The organism is Amycolatopsis sp. NPDC104819 (assembly GCF_055583145.1).
In genome coordinates this window covers 10,042-27,471 of sequence record NZ_JBVJON010000012.1, presented here as the reverse complement: position 1 = coordinate 27,471, position 17,430 = coordinate 10,042, and the positions used below count along the sequence as shown (strand labels likewise).

Genomic DNA, 17,430 nt, shown 5'->3' with positions numbered 1-17,430 from the left:
CTGGATGGACGACGGCTGTCGTGGCGGTGCGGGCGGCCGGCGATCTCGCCACCGGAACTCGCGCCGGAGGGTCAGGCGGTTGCGGGGCTGCTGGTGTCTCCGTAACTACGCCAGGTGACCAGTGTTCAACGGCCACCCCGGACCCGAACCCCCGGGCGACGGACCGTGAGCGACCCGACCCGGGACGCTACCGCGCTCCCCGACTGCGGGCCGTTCGCGATTATTTCGGCTTCGGGGCCCGGCCGTGACCGCCCCCGCCGGGGCGCAGGCCGAGCGGACCGGGCTGGCCTGGCGGCGCACCGCCCTCGGGTCGGCCGCCTGCACCGCCCTGCTCCTCCACGCCGCCGCGCAGCACCACTGGGGTCTCGCTCTGGTCCCTGTGCTCTTCGCGGCTGCTACATCCGTGCTCCTCGCCGGCGTCGGTGTCCAGCGCGAACGGGCGCTGCGGGCACCCGAACCGAGGCCGCTTCACCCGGTCATGCCCGCCCTGGCGTCGCTCGCCGTCACGGTGACTGCCACTTCCGTGGTCATCCTCCACTGACGAGTGAACTCGGCACATCCTGAAACCGATTAATCGCAATGTGCCGCGTCGGGTCGCGGTAACATCACGGTCGCTCCTGCGAACGGGGTATTGGTCGTTGAAATCTGGACTGATGCGCCATCAGGTGCTTACGATTACCCAGCGTCGCACGGAACGCAGGTAAGACCGGGTCTCCCGGAGTACCTGTCACCGAACGGTCACGGAGAGTGGAACCCCCGGCAGCGACGGTCGAGGGTCGGCCGGGGAGACGACTCATGACAGCACCGCCGAGGACCACCGAGCAGGCTTCCAGTGAGGTTCGCGATTATCGCACTCCGGAGTCACTGCCTCGGCCCAGCGGACGGCTCACCAAGGAGGACCTCGATCCTCTGGTGAAAGACGCGGGCGAGGGCAACCCCGCCGCGATCCACAACCTCCTCCAGATGATCGAGCCGGTGGTGGTCCGGTACTGCCGGGCGCGCATGGGCGGGCGCGACCTGTCGTACCTGTCCGCCGACGACGTCGCGCAGGAAGTCTGCCTCGCCGTCCTCAAGGCGCTCCCCGACTACCAGGACCGCGGGGGCTCCTTCCTCTACCTCGTCCACGCGATCGCGGCCAACAAGGTCGCCGATGCCTACCGCGCCGTCGCCCGGGACCGCTCGGAGCCCGTCCCCGAGCTCCCGGAGCGCCCGCTCGTCGGCAACGAGCCGGAGACCCACGCGCTCAGCCTCGACCTCGGCGCGCGCCTGGGCCGGCTGCTCGCGTCGCTCCCCCGGGTGCAGCAGGAGATCCTGACCCTGCGCATCGCCGTCGGCTTCTCCGCGCAGGAGACCGCCGAAGCGCTCGGGATCTCGCCGGGCAACGTGCGGGTCACGCAGCACCGGGCGCTGACGCGCCTGCGCGGCATGATCCGCGACGACGAGTTCTAGGCCATCACAGCCGCGGGCGGGGACACCTCTTTTACCCCCTGGAAGAGGTGTCCTCGCTCGCATCCAACGCGTAGACGCGCCGGGCGTTGTGCTCGAACACCGCCAGCCGCTCCGCGTCCGACAGCGAGCCCGTCAGCGAGATCGCCGCGTCCAGGACCAGCTCGTAGGACGCCGCCAGCTCGCAGACCGGCCAGTCCGAGCCGAACAGCACGCGCGACGGGCCGAACACCTCCAGCACGTGGTCGACGTACCGGCGCAGGTGCCCCACTTCCCAGCCCGACCAGTCCGCGGCCGTGACCAGCCCGGACAGCTTGCACACGACGTTCTCGCGCGCGGCCAGCGCCGCCACCCCGGACGCCCACGGCTCCCACTCCCCCGACGCGATCGGGGGCTTCGCCGCGTGGTCGAGCACCAGCCGCAGCTCCGGCTGCCGCAGCGCCAGCTCGGCCGCCGCGGGCAGCTGGGCGGTGCGCACGAGCAGGTCGTAGGTCAGGCCGGCCGACGCCAGCGCGTTCAGGCCGGCCACGACGCCCGGGCGCAGCAGCCAGTCGTCGTCCGATTCGTTCTCCACCTGGTGGCGGAGGCCGACCAGCGGTCCGCGCTCGCGCAACACCGCCAAGCGGTCGGTGAGATCCGGGGCGGTGAGGTCGGCCCAGCCGACCACCCCCGCGACCACGGGTTCCGCCACCGCCGTCGCCAGGAACTCCTCGGTCTCTTCGGCCGAGGACACCGTCTGGACCAGCACCGTCGCATGGACACCCGCGGCCTTCGTCACCGCGCGCAGGTCGTCGACGGTGTACGGGCGGCGGATCGGGTCCATCGCCGCCCTCGCCATCCACGGGTACTCGCGCCGCGACGGGTCCCAGAGGTGGTGGTGGGCGTCGATCATGAGACTCCTTCGGCGATCACGACGTCGGCGCGCAGCAGGCCCGCGTCGACCAGCTCCGTCCACAGCTCCGGCGGCACGACCGCCCGCGCTCGCCGGGCGTTCACGCTCACCTGCTCCGGATCATGCGCGCCGACGACCACCGACGCCACCGCCGGATGCGCGATCGGCAGCGCGAGCGCGGCTTCCGGCAGCTCGACCCCGTGGCGCGCGCACACCGCCGCGATCCGGGCTGCCCGCTCGACCAGCTCCGGCGGCGCCTCGGCGTAGTCGTAGACGCGGCCCGGTTCGGCCGTCGCCAGGATGCCGCCGTTGAACGCGCCGCCGATGACGACGCGGACGCCACGCTCGAGGCAGAGCGGCAGCAGCTCGTCCAGCGCGGGCTGGTCGAGCAGCGTGTAGCGGCCCGCCACCAGCAGCACGTCGAGCTCGGTCCGGCGGACGAACTCGGTGAGCATCGGCGCCTGGTTCATCCCGGCGCCGAACCCGCCGATCACGCCCTGCTCCCGCAGCTCGCGCAACGCCGGGAAGGCGCCGCGCAGGGCTTCCTCGAAGTGGTCGTCGGGGTCGTGGACGTACACGACGTCGACGCGGTCCAGCCCCAGCCGGACCAGGCTGTCCTCGATCGAGCGCAGGACGCCGTCGCGGCTGAAGTCCCACCGGCGCCTGTACGCGGCCGGGACGGCGAAGCCCTGGTCGTCCTGGGCGCCGGCGCCGCCGGGGTTCGGCTCGAGCACGCGCCCGACCTTCGTCGAGAGCACGTACTCGTCGCGGGGAAAGGACCGCAGGGCCGCGCCGAGCCGGGTCTCCGACAGGCCGAGGCCGTAGTGCGGCGCGGTGTCGAAGTACCGGATGCCCTCGTCCCACGCGCGGCGCACGGTCGCGGCCGCGGTCTCGTCGGTGATCGCGTGGTAGAGGTTGCCCAGCTGCGCGCAGCCGAGCCCGAGCGGGGACAGTTCCAACGCCGTCACTCCTTCACCGGCAGTTCCCAGACCAGCCCGATGCCGGTGTCGTCGCCGGAGTAGTCGTCTTCGACGGCCAGCAGCTCGGCCATCCTGGCCTGCCAAGGGACGTTGGCGGGGTGGTCCCGCAACGCCGCCCGCATCGCCGCGTAGTCGTCGACTTCGACGACGTGAAAGAGGTCGAGACCGTTACGCCAGATCCGCCAGCTGCGAACGCCGGCTTCGCGCAGGGCCACGTCCAGCTCGGGCGGGATGACCGCGTGGACGGACTCGTACTCGGCCTCCTTGCCGGGCTTGAGCCGAGTGTGGAGAGCCACTCTTTGCGGTTCGCGTTGGTGGGTCATCACCACTCCTTGGCCGGGGCATGGCACGCTGGGGAGGAACACCGAAACATCCGAGGTCTGTTGCAGGGAGGGCGGACAGATGCCCGTCACCGATGTCGCGATCGACAAGATCAAGGACATGATCATCTCCGGCGAGCTGGCGCCGGGCGACCGGCTGCCGAAGGAGGCCGAGCTGGCCCAGCGGCTCGGGCTCTCGCGCAGCTCCCTGCGGGAGGCCGTCAAGGCGTTGTGCCTGATCAGGGTGCTCGACGTCCGCCAGGGCGACGGCACCTACGTCACCAGCCTCGAGCCGAACCTGCTGCTCGACGCGATGACGTTCGTGGTCGACTTCCACCGCGACGACACCGTGCTCGACTTCCTCGCCGTGCGGCGGATCCTCGAGCCCGCCGCGACCGCGCTGGCCGCGTTGCACATGAGCGACGACGACATCACCGAGCTGGGCGCGCTGCTCGGCGAGCTGGAGGACTCGCCGACCGTCGAGGCACTGGTCGCCAACGACCTGCAGTTCCACCGCAAGATCGCCGACGGCTCCGGCAACCCCGTGCTGTGCTCGCTGCTCGACAGCCTCTCCGGGCCGACCGCCCGCGCCCGGATCTGGCGCGGCCTCACCCAGGAGGGCGCGGTCGCGAAGACCCGCGAGCAGCACACGGCGATCTACGAGGCCATCGCCTCGCGCGAGCCGGAGCTGGCCCGCTCGTGGGCGACCGTGCACGTCGCGGGGGTCGAGCAGTGGCTGCGCAACGCCCTGGGCACCGCGGACGACCCGACGGCCGACGCCGAGCCGGCCGCGGAAGCCTCGTAGCACACGCACTCCTGAGAACGTCGGATGATCACGGCGTGAGCGTCAGGTCTGGGGCTTTCCGCCCGCGTACCGGGCGATGATCAGCGCGACCAGGATGATGGCGCCGTAGATGGCCCCCTGCCACTCCGCCGTGACGTGCGCGTAGTTGAGCAGGCTGGACACCGACGACAGCAGCAGGACGCCGGTGAGGGCGCCGATCAGCGTGCCCTTGCCGCCGTCGAGCGAGACACCGCCGATCACCGCCGCCGCGAACACCTGCAGGATCAGCCCCGAGCCCTGGTTGGCGCCCAGCGCGCCGACGTAACCCGTGTACGCGAGGCCGCCGATCGCGGCGAGGATCCCGGCGACGACGAACACCGCCCACGCGATCCGGTCGACGCGCACACCCGCGGCCCGCGCGGCTTCGCGGTTGCCGCCGATCGCGTACAGCGCCCGGCCGACGCGGTGGTAGCGCAGCACCCAGCCGGCGACCGCGAACAGCGCCGCGGCCAGCCACACCGACATCGGCAGCCCGAGGAACGTCGTGGTCGCCAGGTTGGTGAACGAGTCCGGCAGGTTGAACAGCGTCTTGCCCTTGGTCGACCCGACCTGGACACCGCGCAGCACGGTGAGCATGGCGAGGGTGACGATGAAGGCGTTCAGCTTCAGCTTCACGATCAGGAAGCCGTTGAGGAACCCGACCAGCGCGCCGCACAGCGGGATCACCAGCAGGCCGATCGCGGCGGGCAGCTCGACACCGAAGCCGGCCGACGCCGCCGGGATCACGACCATCGCGCCGAGCGCCGGCGCCAGGCCCATCGTGGATTCCAGGGACAGGTCGAACTTCCCGGTGATCAGCACCAGCGACTCGCCGAGCACGACCAGCGACAGCGCCGCCGACGCGGTCAGGATGCTGACGATGTTGCTCCAGCCGACGAAGGTGTCATCGACCAGGCCGCCGATCACGAAGACGACGACCAGGGCGGGCAGCAGCGCGAGCTCACGCAGCCAGCCGGCTTTGCGGCGCCGGGGTGGTGCGGGCAGCTCCGTCTGCGGAGAGGTCATCACGTCGGTCACGAAAGCTCGACTCCTTCGATGTCGGCCACGAGGTCGCCGTCGGACCACCCGGCCTGGTGCTCGGCGACCACGGCCCCGGCGCGCAGCACCAGGACCCGGTCGCTCAGGCGCAGGTCGTCCAGCTCGTCGCTGACGATCAGCACCGCCTTGCCCTCGGCGCGCACCCGGTCCACGACCGCGAGCAGCGCCTCCTTCGACTTCACGTCCACACCCGCGGTCGGGTTGATCAGCACCACGACCCGCGGGTCGCCGATCAGGGCCCGGGCCAGCACGACCTTCTGCTGGTTGCCGCCGGAGAGGTCCGACACGGGCTGCTCGGCGCTCGCGGCCACGATGTCGTAGTCCCGCAGGGCCTGTGCCGCCTTCGCGCGCCGGGCGGTGGGTGACGCGATCCCGCCGCGGCCCAGCTTGTCCAAAATGGACAGCGTGGCGTTGTCCGCGATCGAGTGCTCCAGCACCAGTCCCTCGTGGTGCCGGTCGCGCGGCACGCAGCCGATGCCCGCGCGCAGCGCCGCCGGGATGTCGCCCGCTCGCAGCGGCGAGCCGTCGACGCGGATCGTGCCCGCGGACGGTGTCCGCAGGCCGTAGACCGTCTCGGCGACCTGGTGCTTGCCGCTGGCGTTGCTGCCCGCGAGCCCGACGACCTCGCCGCGGCGCAGCCGGAAAGAGACGTCCGAAAAGCCGTCGCCGGACAACCCGTCCACCGCAAGGATCTCCGCGGCATCGGCTTCGAGGGACTCCCGGGAAGCGGCGTCGCGGACGGACAGGCCGCCGGGTTCGCCGGTCATCGCGTCGACCAGCTCGGCCCGGCCGACCTCGGACACCGGCGCGGTGAGGACGTGTTTCGCGTCGCGCAGCACCGTGACGGCCTGGCAGACCTCGTACACCTCGTGCAGGTGGTGCGAGATGAACAGGAACGTCACGCCGTTCGCCTGCATCTGGCGCATCCGCTCGAAGAGCCGCTCGATGGCCTGCTTGTCCAGCTGCGCGGTCGGCTCGTCGAGCACGATGAACCGGGCGCCGTAGGACAGCGCGCGGGCGATCTCGACGAACTGCCGGTCCTCCACCGACAGCTCGCCGGCGGGCGTGTCGACGTCGACGTGCACGTCCCACGAGTCCAGCAGCTCGCGCGCCTTGCGGCGCAACGACTTCCAGCCGATGGCGAACCCGCCGCCGGCCTGCCGGTTGAGGAACAGGTTCTCGGCGACCGTGAGCTGCGGGACGACCATCGCGTGCTGGTAGACGCAGGCGACCCGCGCCTTCCAGTCGTCCTGTTTGGACAGCGGCGGGGCCGGCTCGCCGCCGAACTCGACGTGCCCGGTGTCCGTCGCGGACAGGCCGGTGAGGATGGTGACGAGCGTCGACTTGCCGGCCCCGTTGCGCCCGACGAGCGCGTGCGACTCGCCGGGGTGCACGGTGAGACTGACGTCGTGGAGCGCCACGGTGGGGCCGTAGCGCTTCCCGACTCCTACGGCGCTGACCACCGGGACGGCGGACTCGCCGGCGGGCAGCGCGGTCACAGGTTGTTCCCCCACAGGGCCTTGTCGTCCACGTTGTCCTTGGTGATGACGGGCGCGGGCAGCTGGTCCTCGAGGATGCCGGGGCTGATCTCGACGATGGTGCTGTTGTGGTCGGTCGGCCCGGCCTTGAACGTCTCGCCCGCCATGGCCTTCTTCAGCCAGTACAGGCCGTACTTCGCGTAGGCGTCGGCCGGCTGGGACACGGTGGCGTCCAGCTCGCCGGCGCGGATCGCGGCCAGCTCCTGCGGGATGCCGTCGTTCGACACGAGCACGATGTGCTTCGGGTCGCCGACCGGGAACGAGAGGTTCTTGCGCTTGAGCGCCTGCTGGGTCGGGGCCAGGTAGACGCCGCCGGCCTGCATGTAGACACCCTTGATGTCCGGGTTCGCCGTCAGCATGCTGTCCAGGCCGGAGGACGCCTTGTCGGCCTTCCACTCGGCCGGGATGTCCAGCACCTGGATGCCCGGGTACTTCTGCGTCATGCAGGCCTTGAAGGCCTCCGAGCGGTCACGGCCGTTGACCGAGGCGAGGTCACCCTGGATCTGCACGACCTTGCCGGACTTGACCTTCTCGCCGATCGCGTCGCACGCCTTGGTGCCGTAGGCCTTGTTGTCGGCGCGCACCACCATGGCGACCTTGCCGCTCTCGGGGGCGACGTCGACCGCGACGACCGGCACGCCCTTGTTCTCGGCCTGCTTGAGCCCGGCGACGATGGCCGCGGAGTCCAGCGGCGTCACGACCAGGCCCTTGACCCCCTGGTTGAGGAAGGTGCCGATGTCGGTGATCAGCTTGGCCGGGTCGCTGTCGGCGTTGACCGTCGGGAGGACGTCGACGCCCTCGGACTTCGCCATCTGTGGCACGTAGTTGTTGTAGGCCTGCCAGAACGGCGAGGTCAGCAGCGGCAGGGTCGCGCCGACCTTGCCGCCGGGGTTGCCGCCGCCCGCCGCGGGCGCCGACGCATTGTCCTTAGTGGACCCGCAGGCGGCCAGTACCAGGCCGCAGACGGTGGCCATCGCGGCCACCTGGATCACCTTCGTGCGCACCGCATCCTCCTTGATGACAGCGGAAATCAAGTCTTACCGGGGTGGGACCGGACCGCGCGGGCGCAGGCCGTACATGCCACCGTCGACCGCGAGCGCGGTCCCGGTGGTCGAAGCGGAAAGGGGACTCGCGAGGTAGACGATGGCGTTCGCGACCTCGTCGGCGGTGACCAGCCGGCCCATCGGCTGGCGCGCCGCGAGGGCCGCGCGCTCGGCCGCCGGGTCTTCGGCGGCGTCGAGCAGGCGGCCGACCCAGGGGGTGTCCGCCGTTCCGGGGCACACGCAGTTGACGCGGATCCGGTCGGGCAGGTGGTCGGTCGCCATGGCCAGGGTCAGCGAGAGCACCGCGCCCTTGCTGGCCGAGTAGAGGGCGCGGTGGGGCAGGCCGGCCCAGGCCGCGATGGAGCAGGTGTTCACGATCGCCGCGGACGGCGAGTTCCTGAGGTGGGGCAGCGCGGCCCGGGCGAGCCGGACCATGCCCACGACGTTGACGTCGAACACGCGGTGCCACTCGTCGTCGTTGTTGGCGGTGACGTCGCCCTGTGCGCCGATCCCGGCGTTGTTGATCAGGATGTCGAGACGCCCGAAGCGTTCCACGACGGTGTCGATCGCGGCGCGCACTTCGTCGTCGGAGGAGACGTCGCAGCGGATGCCGTCGTCGCCCGGCTTAAGGTCGAGGACCGCCACCCGCGCGCCGCACTCGGCCAGCAGGTCCGCGGCCGCCTTGCCGATGCCCGAGGCGCCTCCGGTGACGGCGGCCACCAGGCCCTCGAATTCACTCACTTGCGGTCTCCGTCCACTCGGGACCGTCCGGGAAGCGGAACCGGCGCAGCGTGGCGTCGTGCATGCGCGCGGAGAACCCGGGGACGGTCGGGGCGAGGTACCGGCCGCGTTCGACGACGGCCGGGTCGGTGAAGTGCTCGTGCAGGTGGTCGACCCACTCGATCGAGCGGTCCGCGTCGGTGCCGGACACCGCCACGAAGTCGAACATCGACAGGTGACGGACCAGCTCGCAGAGCCCGACACCACCGGCGTGCGGGCACACCGGCACGCCGAACTTCGCGGCCAGCAACAGGATCGCGAGGTTCTCGGTGAACCCGCCGACCCGCGCGGCGTCCAGCTGCAGCACCGAAATCGCGTTCGCCTGCAGCAGCTGCTTGAACACCACGCGGTTCTGGACGTGCTCACCGGTGGCGATCTTGATCGGCGCCAGCGCTTTCGCGATGGCCGCGTGCCCGAGGACGTCGTCGGGCGACGTCGGCTCCTCGATCCAGTACGGGTCGTACGGCGCGAGCTCGGTCATCCAGTCGACCGCGGCCTGGACGTCCCAGCGCTGGTTGGCGTCGACGGCGATGCGGATGCCGTCCCCGACCGTCTCGCGGGCCAGCTTCATGCGGCGGACGTCGTCCTCGAGGTTGCCGCCCACCTTCAGCTTGATCATGTCGAAGCCGTCCGCGACGGCCTGTTCGGCCAGCCGCACCAGCTTCGCGTCGGCGTACCCGAGCCAGCCGGGGGACGTGCTGTAGGCGCGGTAGCCGTCGGCTTCGAGCTGTTTCGTCCGTTCGGCGCGCCCGGGCTCGGCGGCACGCAGGATCTCCAGGGCCTCGGCCTCGGTGAGCGCGTCACTCAGATAGCGGAAGTCGACGAGGCTGACGAGCTCTTCGGGCGTCATGCGCGCGGCGAACTTCCAGACCGGCAGGTTCGCGCGGCGCGCGGCGAGGTCCCACGCAGCGTTGACCACCGCCCCGACGGCCATGTGCGCGACGCCCTTTTCCGGGCCCAGCCAGCGGAACTGCGAGTCGCCGACGAGCGTGCGCGAGAGGGCGCCGAGCGCAGCCGCGTCTTCGGGCACCTCCCGGCCGACGACGTGCGGGGCGAGCGCGCGGATCGCGGCGGCCTGGACGTCGTTGCCGCGGCCGATGGTGAACGCGAGGCCGTAGCCGTCCGGGCCACCGTCGGTGTGCAGCACGACGTACGCGGCCGAGTAGTCCGGGTCGGGGTTCATCGCGTCGGAGCCGTCGAGCTCCTTCGACGTCGGGAACCGGACGTCGAGGACCTCCATGCCGATGATCTTCGCCATGGTCAGGCCTGCCTCGCGGTCTGGCGCTGCCGGCCGAGCCCGTCGATCTCCAGCTCGATCACGTCGCCGTCGCGCAGGTACGGCTTCGGGTCGGGCTGCCCGAGCGCGACGCCTTCCGGGGTGCCGGTGTTGATCAGGTCGCCCGGGCGCAGCACCATCACCTGGCCCAGGTGGTGGATGATCTCGGCCACGGAGAAGATCATGTCCTTGGTGCTCGAGTCCTGCTTCTTCTCGCCGTTGATCCAGAGGCGCAGGCCGAGGTCCTGCGGGTCGGGCACCTCGTTCGCCGGGACGAGCCCCGGGCCGAGCGGGTTGAAGTTCTCGCACGACTTGCCCTTGTCCCACTGCGCGGTGCGGAACTGCAGCGCGCGCTCGGAAACGTCGTTGGAGACGACGTAACCGGCGACGTGACCCAGGGCTTCGTCAACGTTGTCGAGGTAACGCGCGGTCTTGCCGATGACGACGCCGAGCTCGACCTCCCAGTCGGTGCTGACCGACCCGCGCGGGATGAGGACGTCGTCGGCCGGGCCGACCACGACGTCCGGCGCCTTCATGAAGACGACGGGCTCGGTGGGCGGGGTCGCGCCGGTCTCCTCGGCGTGGCGGCGGTAGTTCATGCCGATGCAGACGACCTTGCCGGGCTGGGCGATCGGCGAGCCGACGCGGAGGCCGTCGACGTTCTCTTCCGGCAGCTCCCCGGCGGCGAGCGCGGCGGCCACGCGGGCGACGCCGCCGGCGGCGAGGAACCCGCCGTCGATGTCGGCGGTCAGGCCGCTCAGGCCGTAGGTCGTGCCGTTGCCGGCCCGCACGAACGGACGCTCACTACCCGGCTCCCCGAGGCGCACAAGCTGCACGGATATTCCCTTCACCCGCTCGACCAGACATCCGATGTATATCGCAGTCTCGACCCTCGATCCAGAGCCGCCGCCCAATCGGCCGGAAAATTGATCGGATCAGTACCGGTTCAGTGCTCGTTTGAGCACGGGGTGTCACCGCTCACAGCCGGAATAGCGCAGGTCACCGCGTCGCTGGTCGGAAGCAGGGACCAGAGGAGGCGCATGACCACCACGTCGGAAAGTACCGCGACGAGCAGGCGGACGCAGCTGAAGTTCGTCCTCGTGCTGGGTGGCCTCTCGGCCTTCGGGCCGCTGTCGATCGACATGTACCTGCCCGCGCTGCCGCGGATGGCGGCCGACCTCCACGCGGCGGACACCACCGTCCAGCTGACGCTCAGCGCGTTCATCGCCGGGCTCGCGATCGGCCAGCTGGTGCTCGGGCCGCTGTCGGACGCGCTGGGCCGCCGGCGCCCGCTGCTGGTGGGGCTGGTGCTGTACGTCGTGGGGTCGGTGCTGTGCGCGGTGAGCCCGGATGCGTGGCTACTGGTCGCGGCGCGGGGTGTGCAGTCCCTCGGCGCGGCGGCGGGCATCGTGATCGCGCGGGCGACCGTGCGGGACCTGTTCTCCGGCACCGCGATGACGAAGTTCTTCTCGACGTTGATGCTGGTGAGCGGGCTGGCCCCGATCCTGGCGCCGCTGATCGGCGGGCAGCTGCTGAACTGGACGTCGTGGCGCGGGGTGTTCGTGGTCCTGACGGCGTTCGGCGCGCTGCTGCTGGCCGTGGTGGTGTTCGCCTTCCCGGAGCCGTCTTCTTCGCGGTCGCCGGCGCGGCTCGGCCAGGTGATGCGAACCTACGGGCGGCTGGCGCTGGACCGGTCGTTCGCGGGGTACGCGCTGGCGTCCGGGCTGCTGTTCGCGTCGATGTTCGCCTACATCTCGGGTTCGTCGTTCACGCTGCAGGGTGTGTACGGGCTGAGTCCGCAGGCGTACAGCGTGGTGTTCGGGGTCAACGGCGTCGGCATCGTCCTGGCCGGACAGCTCAACGGCCGCCTGGTGGGGCGCGTGCCCGAGCGGACGCTGCTTCTTTCGGGGCTGCTGCTGGGCGTCTTCGGCGGGTCCGCGACGCTGGTTTCGGCGTTCTTCCACGCGCCGTTGGTCTTGCTGCTGGTGTCGTTGTTCCTGCTGGTGTCGAGCATCGGGCTGGTGATGCCGAACGCGAGCTCGCTGGCACTGGCGGCCCACGCGCGGTCGGCGGGGGCGGCGTCGGCGTTGCTCGGGGTGCTGCAGTTCGTGGTGGGCGCGGTGGCGACGCCGCTGGTGGGGCTGGGCGGGCCGGGGACCGCGGTGCCGATGGCGGCGACGATCGCGGGGTTCGCGGTGCTGGCGCTGGTGGCTTATCTGGCGCTGACCCGTCCGGCTACTTCCTGAGCAGCCGCTCCAGCTCTTCACCGGCCGGTTCGTGCCCGGCGTCGGCGATCCGCTGCAGCTCGAGGGGGTCGTTCTCGGCGACCGCGCGCCGGGTCAGGAGTTCCCCGGCGTGGTCGCAGCCTTCGTCGAGCAGTTCGCTCAGCTCCTCGACGTCGCCGCGGGCCTCGGCGAGGTCGGCCAGGCGGTCGAGCGCGGTCTCGTTGCCCTCGTCGGCGAGCGCGCGCAGGGTTTCGTGGTCGGTCATGCTCCCATCGTGCAACCTTGCCCCTGGGGCAATGTCAAGTGCGACGATGGCGGGGTGCTCACCATCGGACAGCTCGCCGGGTACGTCGGGGTGACGACCAAGACGATCCGCGTCTACCACGCGAAGGGGCTCCTCCCCGAGCCCTCGCGCGACGCGTCCGGCTACCGCCGCTACGGCGCGGCCGACGCCGTGGAGCTGATCAAGATCCGGACGCTCGCCGAGGCGGGGGTGCCGTTGGCGCGGATCCGCGAGCTGCGTTCCGGCGGCGGGCTCGCCGAGGCGTTGCGGCAGATCGACGAGGACCTGTCCGCGCGGATCCGCGGCCTGCGGGAGACGCGGTCGCGGCTGCGGCAGCTCGGGGACGGTTCGTTGTCGGCGCTGCCTGCCGACGTTGTGGGGTTTCTGTCGCGGATGCGCGGTCTGGGGTTCAGTGAGCGGTGGGTGGCGCTGCAGCAGGATCTGTGGCTGCTGGTGTTCGCGACCCACCCGGCGACGGCTCGCGTCTCGTTCGAGGACCAGTCGTCGATGCTGGCCGATCCGGCGCTGCTCGCGATCGTGCTCGAGTACGACGGTGTGCACGATCTTGATCCGCGGGATCCCCGCGTGGACGCGCTGGCTGAGCGCCTCGTCGCGGCGACTCGTGAACGGTATGGCGCGGAGTTGCCTGCGTACGACCAGGGTTCGGCGATTCCGGCGTTGGTGCAGGGGGCCGTCAATGCGTCGTCGCCCGCTTGGCGGCGGCTCGACGGTCTGCTCCGCGAAAGGCTCAGGTGAGCGACGCCAGATCCGCCGTCTTGAGCTGTTCCGCCGTCACCTTCACCCGGCCGTCCACCAAGGCGCTCAAGGCATCCCCGTCGTCCCACATGTTGACGTTCATCGCTGCCGCCACTTCGCCGTCGCGCAGCCAGAACGCCGTGAACTCGCGGGAACCCAGATCCCCTCGGACCACCAGCTCGTCCGACTCCGGGTCCGCCAGACCGCGGTACTCGCACCCCAGGTCGTACTGGTCCGTGAAGAAGTACGGCGAGGCGAGGAACGGCTCGTTCTCCCCCAGCAGGTTCTGCGCCACGTGCGTGCCCTGCTCCTTCGCGTTCGACCAGTGCTCCACGCGGATGCGGCGGCCGTACCGCGGGTGGAAGTGGGCCGCGATGTCGCCCACCGCGTAGACGTCCGGGGCCGCCGTGCGCAGGCCCGCGTCCACGCACACGCCGCCGTCGTCGGACAGCTCGAGGCCCGCCGCGTGGGCCAGCTCGACCCGGGGGGCCGCGCCGACCGCCACCAGGACCACGTCCGCCGTCAGCTCGTCGCCGCCGCTCAGGCGGACGCCGCGGACGCCCGTGGGGCCGCCCGTGATCTCCGTGACCTGCTCGCCCAGCCGCCAGTGCACACCCTTCTCCGTGTGCAGGTCGCGGAACACCCCGCCGACCGTCTCGCCGATGACCGTCGCCAGCGGCACCGCGACCGGGTCGACGACCGTCACCTCCGCGTTGTGCGTGCGGGCGGCCGCCGCGGCTTCCGAGCCGATCCAGCCGGCGCCGATGATCACCACGCGCTCGGCCTCGGCGAACGCCGAACGCAGCTTGAGCGAGTCGTCGAGGCTGCGCAGCGTGTACAGCCCGGGGAGGTCGCCGCCGGGGACCGGCAGGGACCGCGGCCGGGAGCCCGTCGCCAGCACCAGCCGGTCGTAGCGGTGCTCGCCGCCCGCGTCGTCCAGGACCAGGCGGGCGCCCAGCTCGACGCGCGTCGCCGTGACGCCCGGGGTGAACCGGATGTCCTTGTCCGCGTAGAACTTCTCCTCGTGCACCCAGTCCGGCTCGTCGGTGGAGCCCAGCAGCACGCCCTTCGACAACGGTGGCAGCTCGTACGGCCGGTGCGGGTCCGAGCCCATCAGGAGGACTTCGCCGGTGTAGCCACGCTCGCGCAACGCGGCCGCGGCGGACGCCCCGCCCAGACCCGCTCCGACGACGACGATCTTGCGCGGCTCCGACATCCTGACCTCCCACGGTGACGACGGTTCGTGCCGCGGACGGTACTCCCGAACCCGCCGGGCCACATCTCCTCGCGCGGGCCCTACGCCGGAAGTCCGCGAACCGCAAGGGGAAACCCGCGAGTAGGCAAATCGGGTGAACCGGCGTCATGACCCTCCGGCGCCCGGCTCCCACCCCCGCACGGAGCACGACCGCCAAGAGGGAAACGGAGGGTGGCGACCATGAGTCGGGGCGAATGGTCGGTCGGCTGCCGGGATCTGGCCGGCAGGCGAAGGGACGTCACGGTGTTCGTCAGCAACGACAAGGTGGTGCTGGTCGCGCCGCCGGGTGAGGCGGCGGTGCTCGGGCCGCTGGACGTCGGACGGCTGCGCGCCGCCCTGCGTGACGCCATCGTCGCGACGGCGGACGAGACGGCCCAAACCTGACAACTATCGTTCCTACTTTCCAGTAGGTTAGAGTCGGCCCACGACGGAAGGGACCGGCCATGACGACCTACTTCGTGACGGGCGCGACGGGCTTCATCGGGAAACGCCTGGTCGCCCGGCTGCTGCGGCGGCCGAAGACGGCCGCGGTGTACGCGCTGGTGCGGGAGACCTCCCGGGGACGGCTCCAGGCGCTCGCCCACGGCTGGGCGGGCGCGGACAAGCTGCACCCCGTGGTCGGCGACCTCGGCGAACCGCGGCTCGGCGTCGACCCCGCCGGGCTGCCGCACCTCGACCACGTCGTCCACCTCGGCGCGGTCTACGACCTCACCGCCGGCGAGGAGGCCAACCGGCGCGCGAACGTCGAGGGCACCCGGCACCTGCTCGCTTTCGCCTTGGCCGCGGAAGCGGGCCTGGTGCACCACGTGTCCTCGATCGCCGTCGCGGGTGACCACGCCGGGCGGTTCACCGAGGCCGACTTCGACCTCGGCCAGCACTTCGGCTCGCCGTACCACGCGACGAAGTTCCAGGCCGAGAAGCTCGTCCGCGAGCAGACGGTGCCCTTCCGCGTCTACCGGCCGTCCGCCGTCGTCGGCGACTCGCGCACCGGCGAGATGGACAAGGTCGACGGTCCGTACTACTTCCTCCCCGCCATCTCGCGGCTGGCGGCGCTGCCCCGCCGGATCCCGCTCGCCGCGCCCGACCTGGGCGCGACCAACCTGGTGCCGGTCGACTACGTCGTCGAGGCGATGGAGCACCTGATGCACCGCGACGCGCCGTCCGGGGCGACCTACCACCTCGCCGCCGCGCGGCCGCAGTCGCTGAACTCCGTCTACAACGCCTTCGCGCGCGCCGCGGGCGGGCCGGTGATCCGGGCCGTGCTGCCCGCGAAGCCGTCGAACGTGTTGCGGCGCGCGGGCGCCCGGTTCGCGCACGCGGCCGCCGCCGGGGTCGACCGGGTGCCCGGCGGCCGCGCCGCGCGGGCCGCCGTCCTCGACGAGCTGGGCGTCCCGCTCGAAGTGCTGCCGCACCTGACCCTGGACGTCGTCTTCGACACCGCGCGCACGACCACGGCGTTGTTCGGCAGCGGGATCGAGCTGCCCGAGCTGCGCGACTACGCGGCGCCGCTCTACCGGTACTGGCGGGCCCACCTCGACCCCGACCGCGCCCGCCGCGCCCACGGCCTGGCCGGGCGGACCGTGCTGGTCACCGGCGCGTCGTCCGGGATCGGCCGGGCGTCCGCGCTCGCCGTGGCCGGCAAGGGCGCGAAGGTGATCCTCGTGGCCCGCCGCGCCGACGAGCTGGAAGAGGTGCGCGCCGAGATCACCGCGGCCGGCGGGCTCGCCGCGGCGCACCCGTGCGACCTCACCGACGGCGACGCCGTCGACGCGCTGGTCAAGGACGTGCTCGGCGAACACGGCGCGGTGGACATGCTGGTGAACAACGCCGGCCGGTCGATCCGGCGCTCGGTTTCGCTGTCCACGGAACGGTTCCACGACTACGAGCGCACGATGGCCATCAACTACTTCGGCCCGGTGCGGCTGATCCTCGGGCTGCTGCCGTCGATGGCGGAGCGGCGGTTCGGCCACGTCGTCAACGTGACCACCATGGGCCTGCAGACCGACACCCCGCGCTTCTCGGCGTACCTGGCTTCGAAGGCGGCGCTGGAGGAGTTCGGGCTGACGGCCGGGCGCGAGACGCTGTCGGACGGGATCACCTTCACCTCCGTGCGGATGCCGCTGGTGCGGACGCCGATGATCGCGCCGACCGGCTACCGCGGCCTCCCGGCGAGCAGCCCGGAGCGCGCCGCGGCGCTCGTGGTCAAAGCCCTGGAAGAGCGGCCGGAGATCCTGACGCTGCCCGAAGGCCGCGCCGCCGAGCTGGCGACGCTCGCGACACCGCGGCTCGCCCGGTTCACCGCGCACCTCGCGTACCGGGCGACGCGGGAGTCCGCGCCGGAAGCGCGCGGCCTGCCCCGCCGCCCCGCGCCGGCGTCCGTCGCGGCGGCGGTGACCCGCCTGATCTGGCGCCGTCGTGCTTGATGTCCGCAACTTCCGCGGGAACGCTGGCCGCGCGGGGACGGCTCCTCTTACCCTCGCGCCAGCGCCGTTCACCGGAACGGGGCTCGGGTGAACTGGGGAGTTCGGATGTCTGAAGTCAGCACTGGGGACCGGTCAGCGGTGGCGGACCAGACCGCCGCCATCGGCACTGCCCGGCGCACCATCGGGTGATTCACCGGCCGGTGCCGGAGTGCGCCACCCGGCTCCGATCTCCGGCGCAGGTCAGTGGTCGTGGGGGGGGGGGGGGGGGGGGGGGGGAAAAAAAAAAAAAAAAAAAAAAAAAAAAAAAAAAAAAAAAAAAAAAAAAAAAAAA

Annotated in this window: 18 protein-coding genes; 7 read left to right on the top strand and 11 right to left on the bottom strand. The window is 71.5% G+C overall.

Annotated elements, in window-relative coordinates:
* Nucleotides 1-244: 244 nt before the first annotated feature.
* Nucleotides 245-541: a DUF202 domain-containing protein gene (locus ACZ63E_RS33055; protein ID WP_465310510.1), complete on the top strand. Its 297-nt coding sequence runs from the start codon at nucleotides 245-247 to the stop codon at nucleotides 539-541.
* Nucleotides 542-795: 254 nt separating this feature from the next.
* On the top strand, nucleotides 796-1,449 hold the full coding sequence (gene shbA / locus ACZ63E_RS33050; protein ID WP_465340123.1) for an RNA polymerase sigma factor ShbA: 654 nt from the start codon (nucleotides 796-798) through the stop codon (nucleotides 1,447-1,449).
* A 31-nt stretch (nucleotides 1,450-1,480) separates the two neighbouring features.
* On the opposite strand, the gene ACZ63E_RS33045 is transcribed toward shbA, so the two are convergent.
* Genes ACZ63E_RS33045 through ACZ63E_RS33035 form a run of 3 tightly spaced genes read right to left on the bottom strand, consistent with a single transcriptional unit; the run spans nucleotide 1,481 to nucleotide 3,641 of the window.
* On the bottom strand, nucleotides 1,481-2,338 hold the full coding sequence (locus ACZ63E_RS33045) for an amidohydrolase family protein (RefSeq protein ID WP_465340122.1): 858 nt from the start codon (nucleotides 2,336-2,338) through the stop codon (nucleotides 1,481-1,483).
* On the bottom strand, nucleotides 2,335-3,306 hold the full coding sequence (locus ACZ63E_RS33040; protein ID WP_465340121.1) for an aldo/keto reductase: 972 nt from the start codon (nucleotides 3,304-3,306) through the stop codon (nucleotides 2,335-2,337). Before ACZ63E_RS33040 ends, ACZ63E_RS33045 begins: the two co-directional genes overlap by 4 nt.
* Entirely contained in the window at nucleotides 3,303-3,641 is a 339-nt protein-coding gene (locus ACZ63E_RS33035) for an L-rhamnose mutarotase (protein ID WP_465340120.1), read from the bottom strand. The genes ACZ63E_RS33040 and ACZ63E_RS33035 overlap by 4 nt, the downstream gene beginning before the upstream one ends.
* Nucleotides 3,642-3,720: 79 nt before the next feature.
* Here ACZ63E_RS33035 and ACZ63E_RS33030 point away from each other — a divergent pair, with 79 nt between their 5' ends.
* Nucleotides 3,721-4,443, top strand: coding sequence for a FadR/GntR family transcriptional regulator (locus tag ACZ63E_RS33030; protein ID WP_465340119.1), 723 nt, complete (start codon nucleotides 3,721-3,723; stop codon nucleotides 4,441-4,443).
* 42 nt (nucleotides 4,444-4,485) lie between these two features.
* Here ACZ63E_RS33030 and ACZ63E_RS33025 read toward each other — a convergent pair whose 3' ends face one another.
* The 6 genes from ACZ63E_RS33025 to ACZ63E_RS33000 are packed head-to-tail and all read right to left on the bottom strand — an operon-like array spanning nucleotide 4,486 to nucleotide 10,993.
* The gene (locus ACZ63E_RS33025) at nucleotides 4,486-5,499 is read right to left on the bottom strand and encodes an ABC transporter permease (RefSeq protein WP_465310504.1); all 1,014 of its coding nucleotides are present in this window, start codon (nucleotides 5,497-5,499) and stop codon (nucleotides 4,486-4,488) included.
* Nucleotides 5,496-7,019, bottom strand: coding sequence for a sugar ABC transporter ATP-binding protein (locus tag ACZ63E_RS33020; RefSeq protein ID WP_465340118.1), 1,524 nt, complete (start codon nucleotides 7,017-7,019; stop codon nucleotides 5,496-5,498). Before ACZ63E_RS33020 ends, ACZ63E_RS33025 begins: the two co-directional genes overlap by 4 nt.
* Nucleotides 7,016-8,050: a sugar ABC transporter substrate-binding protein gene (locus tag ACZ63E_RS33015; RefSeq protein WP_465340397.1), complete on the bottom strand. Its 1,035-nt coding sequence runs from the start codon at nucleotides 8,048-8,050 to the stop codon at nucleotides 7,016-7,018. The genes ACZ63E_RS33020 and ACZ63E_RS33015 overlap by 4 nt, the downstream gene beginning before the upstream one ends.
* 45 nt (nucleotides 8,051-8,095) lie before the next feature.
* Nucleotides 8,096-8,842 carry an SDR family NAD(P)-dependent oxidoreductase gene (locus ACZ63E_RS33010; protein ID WP_465340117.1) on the bottom strand — a complete coding sequence of 249 codons (747 nt, stop codon included), beginning with the start codon at nucleotides 8,840-8,842 and terminating at the stop codon, nucleotides 8,096-8,098.
* Entirely contained in the window at nucleotides 8,835-10,139 is a 1,305-nt protein-coding gene (locus tag ACZ63E_RS33005; RefSeq protein ID WP_465340116.1) for an enolase C-terminal domain-like protein, read from the bottom strand. Before ACZ63E_RS33005 ends, ACZ63E_RS33010 begins: the two co-directional genes overlap by 8 nt.
* Before the next feature lie 2 nt (nucleotides 10,140-10,141).
* Nucleotides 10,142-10,993, bottom strand: a complete 852-nt coding sequence (locus ACZ63E_RS33000; RefSeq protein ID WP_465340115.1) for a fumarylacetoacetate hydrolase family protein — start codon at nucleotides 10,991-10,993, stop codon at nucleotides 10,142-10,144.
* A gap of 204 nt (nucleotides 10,994-11,197) precedes the next feature.
* On the opposite strand from ACZ63E_RS33000, the gene ACZ63E_RS32995 reads away from it, so the two are divergent.
* The gene (locus tag ACZ63E_RS32995) at nucleotides 11,198-12,403 is read left to right on the top strand and encodes a multidrug effflux MFS transporter (RefSeq protein ID WP_465340114.1); all 1,206 of its coding nucleotides are present in this window, start codon (nucleotides 11,198-11,200) and stop codon (nucleotides 12,401-12,403) included.
* On the opposite strand, the gene ACZ63E_RS32990 is transcribed toward ACZ63E_RS32995, so the two are convergent.
* Nucleotides 12,393-12,647 (bottom strand): hypothetical protein, encoded by a 255-nt coding sequence (locus ACZ63E_RS32990; protein ID WP_465340113.1) that lies wholly within the window; start codon nucleotides 12,645-12,647, stop codon nucleotides 12,393-12,395. The genes ACZ63E_RS32995 and ACZ63E_RS32990 overlap by 11 nt on opposite strands.
* Before the next feature lie 54 nt (nucleotides 12,648-12,701).
* Here ACZ63E_RS32990 and ACZ63E_RS32985 point away from each other — a divergent pair, with 54 nt between their 5' ends.
* Complete coding sequence (locus tag ACZ63E_RS32985) at nucleotides 12,702-13,421, top strand: MerR family transcriptional regulator (RefSeq protein ID WP_465340112.1); 720 nt, start codon at nucleotides 12,702-12,704, stop codon at nucleotides 13,419-13,421.
* On the opposite strand, the gene ACZ63E_RS32980 is transcribed toward ACZ63E_RS32985, so the two are convergent.
* Nucleotides 13,414-14,637, bottom strand: coding sequence for an NAD(P)/FAD-dependent oxidoreductase (locus ACZ63E_RS32980; RefSeq protein ID WP_465340111.1), 1,224 nt, complete (start codon nucleotides 14,635-14,637; stop codon nucleotides 13,414-13,416). The genes ACZ63E_RS32985 and ACZ63E_RS32980 overlap by 8 nt on opposite strands.
* Before the next feature lie 219 nt (nucleotides 14,638-14,856).
* On the opposite strand from ACZ63E_RS32980, the gene ACZ63E_RS32975 reads away from it, so the two are divergent.
* Together ACZ63E_RS32975 and ACZ63E_RS32970 are read left to right on the top strand one after the other, a co-directional pair.
* Entirely contained in the window at nucleotides 14,857-15,060 is a 204-nt protein-coding gene (locus ACZ63E_RS32975) for a hypothetical protein (protein WP_465310494.1), read from the top strand.
* Between the two features lie 59 nt (nucleotides 15,061-15,119).
* Nucleotides 15,120-17,099 (top strand): SDR family oxidoreductase, encoded by a 1,980-nt coding sequence (locus ACZ63E_RS32970; RefSeq protein ID WP_465340110.1) that lies wholly within the window; start codon nucleotides 15,120-15,122, stop codon nucleotides 17,097-17,099.
* Nucleotides 17,100-17,430: the final 331 nt, after the last annotated feature.